Annotated in this window: 9 protein-coding genes; 4 read left to right on the top strand and 5 right to left on the bottom strand. The window is 39.6% G+C overall.

Annotated elements, in window-relative coordinates:
• On the top strand, window positions 1-770 hold a 770-nt coding region (locus K6984_RS25235), incomplete at its 5' end, for a tetratricopeptide repeat protein (protein ID WP_221897933.1).
• Between the two features lie 2 nt (window positions 771-772).
• On the opposite strand, the gene K6984_RS25230 is transcribed toward K6984_RS25235, so the two are convergent.
• A complete protein-coding gene (locus tag K6984_RS25230) occupies window positions 773-1,057 on the bottom strand; it encodes a hypothetical protein (RefSeq protein ID WP_221897932.1) in 285 nt (94 codons plus the stop codon).
• A gap of 148 nt (window positions 1,058-1,205) precedes the next feature.
• Between K6984_RS25230 and K6984_RS25225 the strand changes: the two genes are divergently transcribed.
• From K6984_RS25225 to K6984_RS25215, 3 genes are all read left to right on the top strand, one after another.
• Entirely contained in the window at window positions 1,206-1,604 is a 399-nt protein-coding gene (locus K6984_RS25225) for a pentapeptide repeat-containing protein (RefSeq protein ID WP_221897931.1), read from the top strand.
• 1 nt (window position 1,605) lies between these two features.
• Entirely contained in the window at window positions 1,606-2,142 is a 537-nt protein-coding gene (locus tag K6984_RS25220; RefSeq protein WP_221897930.1) for a tetratricopeptide repeat protein, read from the top strand.
• Between the two features lie 68 nt (window positions 2,143-2,210).
• Entirely contained in the window at window positions 2,211-2,684 is a 474-nt protein-coding gene (locus tag K6984_RS25215; RefSeq protein ID WP_221897929.1) for a hypothetical protein, read from the top strand.
• Window positions 2,685-2,869: 185 nt separating this feature from the next.
• On the opposite strand, the gene K6984_RS25210 is transcribed toward K6984_RS25215, so the two are convergent.
• The 4 genes from K6984_RS25210 to K6984_RS25195 all read right to left on the bottom strand — a co-directional run bounded on the left by K6984_RS25210 (window position 2,870) and on the right by K6984_RS25195 (window position 6,333).
• Window positions 2,870-3,856, bottom strand: a complete 987-nt coding sequence (locus tag K6984_RS25210; protein ID WP_221897928.1) for a hypothetical protein — start codon at window positions 3,854-3,856, stop codon at window positions 2,870-2,872.
• A gap of 28 nt (window positions 3,857-3,884) precedes the next feature.
• A complete protein-coding gene (locus K6984_RS25205) occupies window positions 3,885-4,847 on the bottom strand; it encodes a hypothetical protein (RefSeq protein ID WP_221897927.1) in 963 nt (320 codons plus the stop codon).
• Between the two features lie 140 nt (window positions 4,848-4,987).
• Entirely contained in the window at window positions 4,988-5,209 is a 222-nt protein-coding gene (locus K6984_RS25200) for a hypothetical protein (RefSeq protein ID WP_221897926.1), read from the bottom strand.
• 290 nt (window positions 5,210-5,499) lie between these two features.
• Window positions 5,500-6,333, bottom strand: a complete 834-nt coding sequence (locus K6984_RS25195) for a hypothetical protein (protein ID WP_221897925.1) — start codon at window positions 6,331-6,333, stop codon at window positions 5,500-5,502.
• Window positions 6,334-6,385: the final 52 nt, after the last annotated feature.

The following is a 6,385-nucleotide window of genomic DNA, read 5'->3' as shown; positions in this document are numbered from 1 at the left end:
CTGCATTGGTGGCAGCAGTGTTAGATCACGAGATTACAGCGTGTGACTTAGGGAATCACTACCTTAACGGGACATTAATAGATCAGAACTACAGTAAGGCTATTAAGTGGTTCAAGATTGCTGCAAAAAAGTTTGATTCTAATGCACAATTTCAATTGGGTTGTATGTATCACAACGGGCTTGGGGTGAAACAAGATTATGAGGAGGCTTTTAAGTGGATGAAAGAATCAGCAGATCAAGGTCTAGACATGGCACAAGGAAGCTTAGGCTTTATGTATGAAAAGGGGCAGTACGTTACCAAGGACGAAGAAGAAGCCTTTAAGCTGTACAAGATGGCTGCTAAACAGGGGTTTTATGCCTGTCAATACAGTTTGGGTAGAATGTACAGTGAGGGTATAGGCGTAGATAAGGATATTGATAAAGCCATTAAGTGGCTCAAGAAATCAGCAGCACAAGATGACGTAAGTTCGCAAGCAGTTCTTGGTTGCATTTATGAAGATATGGATGACTATAAGAAAGCCTATAAGTGGCACATGAAAGCGGCAGAAAAAGATCATATCATCTCGCAAAATAGCTTGGGTATAATGTATGCACAAGGTAAGGGTGTAGCTACTAATCATCGTGAAGCCTTTAAATGGTTCAAGAAATCAGCAGATCAAGGAAATACTGATGCACAAGAAAACTTAGAGATGGCTAATGAATATAAAAAAATGACTGAATGGCTTGAACAAGATCAAGACGATCAACCAGAAGCACCTGTATTGCATTAACCTTAATAGGAATAAATAAAATGAACGATATTAAAGTGAACGATAGGAATCCAGATAAAGATGGCAACATTAACTGCAAGTGCAACTGCAAGAACTGCAAGAACTGCAAGAACTGCACGAACTGCAAAGACTGTGATGGGTGCAAGGATTGCAATCACTGTATTGGATGCAGGGGTTGCAATGTATGCATATATTGCAAGGGTTGTGTTGACTGCATGTGTTGCACCAATTGTAAAGAAATAGATGCTATGGAATATGCGGTAGATAGAAGTCCAGAAGTACAGCAAGTTGCAGTGTAATTAACAACTCAATAAATAAGTAGATAAAAGCTCAGGGCTTAATAACTCTGGGCTTTTTTTATGCCTATTCATTCAGGGTAAGATGGCTAGCAATTATGCTATAATTGGTATTTAAATTAATTATGAGCTTAAGATAATGAGTGAAGATAAAATTACGATTCAAATTAAAGATACGGCTGGTAAGGTGTTGTTCACACATACCTGCGAATATAATACCGTTGGTGCAACTGTATCGTATGCAGTTAGTCATGGTGTTGCATTACCAAAGGCTAATCTAGCTAATGCTAATCTTCAAGGTTTAAACCTTATGAGGTTAAATGCAAATGGTGCTACGTTTGAAAACGCATTAATGAATGGCACGAGTATTCAGAGCGGTAGTGTTAAGGATGCAAACTTTATTAATACTGATATGAGACACACTAACATCTCTAATGCAGATATTACTGGGTCATATACAGCTAAAACTGGTAATGTATTAACCTATCTTCTTGATCGTCCGGTTGATTTAATCAGGTTTGCTGGAATGATCTATTGATATGCCATCAAAGAACGAGATTCAAGAATTAGAAGCTAGCGCAGCACTTGGGTTTGCATCATCCGGATACTTATTATATGAGTATTACAATGATTTAAATCCAAGTAAAGCATTGCATTATTTAAAGCTTTCTTGTGAAGCCGGATATGAGGTAGCCATGTTTGAATATGCGAAGTGTATTCAGGATGATGACCCACACCAGGCATTGAAGCTATTTAATAATCTTTCAGGAGATGATAGCGGTAGGTCTGATTATTACTCAGCTAAAATACTTGAACAGCTAGCCATTACTCCAAGAGCATTAAAAGCAGCTTTCAACCGCTATCTCAAGGCTGCTGAATTGGGAGATGTATTAGCAGCGGTAAAAATATCAGATATGTATGCTAATGGTATAGGTTGCAGGGTAAATAATAGGAAAGCTAAGGAATGGTCTGCTATGAAAGGTGCTGATTATTTAGCTAATTATTCAAAGAAAAGCAGGACTTCTTCTGGTGGATATGGCTGTAACACGACAATACCCAATATCATTGAATGGTAATATGAAATCCAATAGGTAAGGCTATCAATCAACAAGAGATTGAGTCTTTAATGATTAGCATTATCAAGATGGATGATGTTGACCAAAAAAAGATTACTTCATTAATAAATAACTGGGAAAGTCTATCTAGCGATTACGATGACTCAAAAGAAGAGATGGCAAGCATTGTTGAGAGTTCTGCGGATTGCTGGATAACTGATCTTGATGATTTCTGGTGTTCAGGTGGTAGCTATACAGCAAAACTAACTGCAAAAGGTAGGGTATCACAAAAGTTTGGATTACATAGGATACTGCTTAAACCCAGTGATATTGTTGTGGCAATTAATATTATAAAGCTAGCAATGAATAGAGAGTATGCACCGCCTACCGTTCGAGTACTTATTAAATACCTGACAGAGACTCAAGGATTTGTAATAAAGAACGCCATGCATGAGTCAAAGAAAACTCCGTATTATGTAATCATAAAAGAGATTGATGAAAAAATAGTGCGTTGCCTAAACCCATCGCAGCTTAATGCTTTTTATAAAGCTCAGTTTTCATGACATAAAAGTTCCAAGTCCAACTAGCATCCCTCTTGATCTTGTTCTGTGTGTAGGTATTGGAGTAGGAGGGATAATTCCCAGAATAACACCAAGGCTTGCCATTCCTTTGCCTTTATCAGGTGCTTTTACACCTAAAGTTGACATTGACTTTGCTCTAACAAAACTCATTTCACAAGCCCTTTATTTTAATTGAATGATTCTGTAATATAAACCGCCTGACCATCACCACGACCCATTGCCCATAAGTCTCCTGCATAGTTATCATTGTATGTATCTTTAAAACTTAGCGCTCCTACTTTTTCATCTGGCTTTGCTGATGCTAATACAAACACAACATCGTTGTTTGAAAATGCAGCCTGTACTGAACAGTTAGCCCGCTTATCATCCGCCTTTAGAATCTGTATAGGTGACGTTGGTAAAACCAACGTTTTAGACTTATAAGTTTTTGTTGCTGGAACAGGGTCTACATTGATAGTCCCTGACGCAAGCTTTACATTAACCGTATCAGGGATTGATATGGCTGGCTTACCTGTTAATGTTGTTGCTACATTACCCGTTACAGTGACAGGCTTATTAATAGCAACTGCTGTATCAGGAGCAAGAGCTACAGCACCATCAACTGTTACTTTAGATGGCAGAGTTCCATCAATAGATACTTTACCCTCTACAGTTACAGTATCCTTTATGCTGACTTTAGTATCAGGTGCTAAAGCTACTGCGCCTTCAAGTTTTACTGTTGATGGGAATTTACCGTCAAGAGACACCTTGCCTTGTACAGTTACAGGGTCGGGGATACTAACTTGTGGCTTGCCATCTATCTTTACATGAGATGCAACACCTCCTCCACCAGAGCCTGTTTTATAGAACCATCCAAAGTAATTAATCCTTAGTTTAACAATAGCATCTACCGCTCCATTGTTCTCTATTCTTACACGGTTATAAGTATCAAGCTGATTAGTTGCAAGTGAAGCATTACCGCAACCCTCAGTCATTCCGGGCAAATCTGCGTGCAGCTTATCGCCATACAGAAGCTGAATATCAACCTCGCTGACTCCTGTTATGCTCTCAACAAATATACTATCGCATACTGAGAACTGGATATTTTCCTTTAAGCTGTCATAAGAACTTTTTGCTTTTACGGTTGCAGTTAATAAAAATGATGCATCTTTCATTTGGATTTCTCCTCTTTATATCTGGCAATTACTCTGTTGAGCTTGCCCTAGTTTGTACTATATCACCTGTACCACTTTCCGTAGCATTGATGGTCATACCTGTAGATGTTATACCGCCATCTTCTTTGTTTGTTATTGGTTTTGCAGGGTCAAGTGCTAACCTTTGATGTGTTTCATCCAGCTTTGTTGCTTGAGCAGGCGTTAGTCCTTGGCCTGAAATGTGTAATGACAATGGGTTACCACCAACAACATCTACAACACCATTTGAGTTATCTATAAATGTGTTCTTCTGGAACGAATCTCCGAATTGACTGACAGAAGATTGATTTAAGGATATTTTAACTGCACCGCTAGCTGTTGTTGCATTAGTAGCAGATTGTTTCAAAATCCCTGCATGAACATCGGTGGCTAAATCCATCTTGTTATCTGAGAAAAAAGCCCTTTGTGTTCTAGCCATGAATGCAGATGTTGTTTGGATGTGGTCGACCTTATACGCAATAGCATCAAAATCACTACCTAGAAACTGCCATATACGATTGGTAGCATCCCACCTAGCATCTGAGGCATAATCTGTCGGTAGCTTAATTTCAATATCTTGTGTTGTTGGGTCAAAAACAAACATGTTAGAAATTCTTGTTTGTGCGGTGGTTAGAACAACTGGAATAAGTCCTAGTCCTGTTGATTTATCAATCCTATCTAAGGCGGTATTTATAACGCCACCTAACAGCCCTACAGGCTCTATAATAAAGGGTGCAGTCATATTAGAGCCATGACCCTTAGCAACTGCATAATACTTGACTGTAGGCGATACTACTAGCTGAATATTGATGATTCCAACACCAGCTCTGTATCCAGAAATCATATTAGCTCTGTTACCTGTTCCTTGAGAGAACGGCCATATACCTACAGCAGCAGCCTCAACACCAAAAGGGCAGTGACTCGCAATCTGTCCCCCCTCCTTCCTCTTCCCCCCGATGTTTGCTTTTACCATCGGTTCTTGGAAAGGTAGATCTGTAAGAGATGACAATTGCCTCGAAACTACCAGCCTATTTTAGGAATAATCTGAATTTACCAGGTATTCCTCTTCCTAATAGCATTGTGAACCTACATAATTGTGTTCGCGTGAGCGCCCTAATTGAAGTGGCTGCACTGCTTCCCCCCCAGTCGGACTAAAAAACCAACCCAGTAGTAATTTGGTAATGTTTCACCATCCGTAGTTAAAACATCATCTCGAATTGAAAAGTCACTCTTATTGATGCAAAGCGACCTAATCAATCGTAAAATTGGCAGCAGGGTGTATTTTGCAGCGATGGTCGGGGTTGCACCGACCTGAATGAATTGTCCACTTCCCATAAGTCTGCACGCCGCAAGGCAGGGCAGTAGCAAATTATAATGAATTTGAAGAGAATTGCGCTTCTTTTAAGCCAGCCACTTCTGTATGAAACCTCATATCCTATCTATTGTCTGGTCCGTGCAACACCATAAGTCAGCCACCTGCTCAGTATTGCCCCCCCCCCCCCCCCCCCCCCCCCCCCCCCCCCCCCCCCCCTCCCCCCCCCCCCCCCCCTCCCTCCTCCCTCCTCCCCCCCCTTTCCATACAGTCATTAGATATTGATAACCGTATGCTTTGTTGTTCTCAGTAACTATTTGATAGTTTGGTGTGTTGTTGTTCCTGCTGGCTGTATTATTCTATCTGATGCTACCCTGTAGCTAAATCCTGAGATGTTAGTTCCATCTAAATCCTCTGGGTTAAGAGTCAATGTCCTTTGAATTCTTCTCAAAACTGAGGCATTACCTTTGGGATACATACCCATAAATAAAGGATTTACATATCCATCTTTAAAGTTTAACGTTGTCACACCAAAAACAAGAGATGATGTGTTGAATTGTTTTGCAGCACTTGATTGAACAACAAAATGATTTAGTGTCTTATTATTAGCCACAAACTTTGCAGCAGCGAATCCATTACCAGAAACTAATCCAATACCTTTAGGATTCATTGAGAAATCTCCAGAAGTAATAGACACACCAAAACCAGCAACACGCATAACATTAATCTTTGCAGTTGCTGGTAGTATCATAAAAAAGTAATTGTTAGTGGATGTTTCAGATTCAAGAGTTAGGTCTTGCAGGTTTGTCTGACCATTTGTGCTATTGAATCTTATATCCCCTTCTGTCATGTGTAGATTAAGACCCTTACCTACCCATTTACCACTCCCAGCAACAAGATCAATCACTCCTCTTGATGCTGCTCTGAAATATATTGTTGCTGGCTGAATGTAGGTATCAACATAATCTTCTGATACATATATTGTTCCACCATTTGCATATATCCTTTTACCTGTTGCAAAAATAAGTGTTAATCCGCTGATATTAATCTCAGCATTAATTACTTCTATATGATCTGTACATGACCATATATAGTCATTTCCAGATACCTTTACTGCATCAGCCCAAGCGGTAAGAGATGCAATCATTTGAGTACGTGTTTTATTTGTTGTAATACTTAATTAGCCATGATCTATTACT

This window comes from Bathymodiolus japonicus methanotrophic gill symbiont, assembly GCF_019721995.1.
Lineage (GTDB): Bacteria > Pseudomonadota > Gammaproteobacteria > Methylococcales > Methylomonadaceae > Methyloprofundus.
This window is presented reverse-complemented; position numbering and strand designations above follow the sequence as displayed.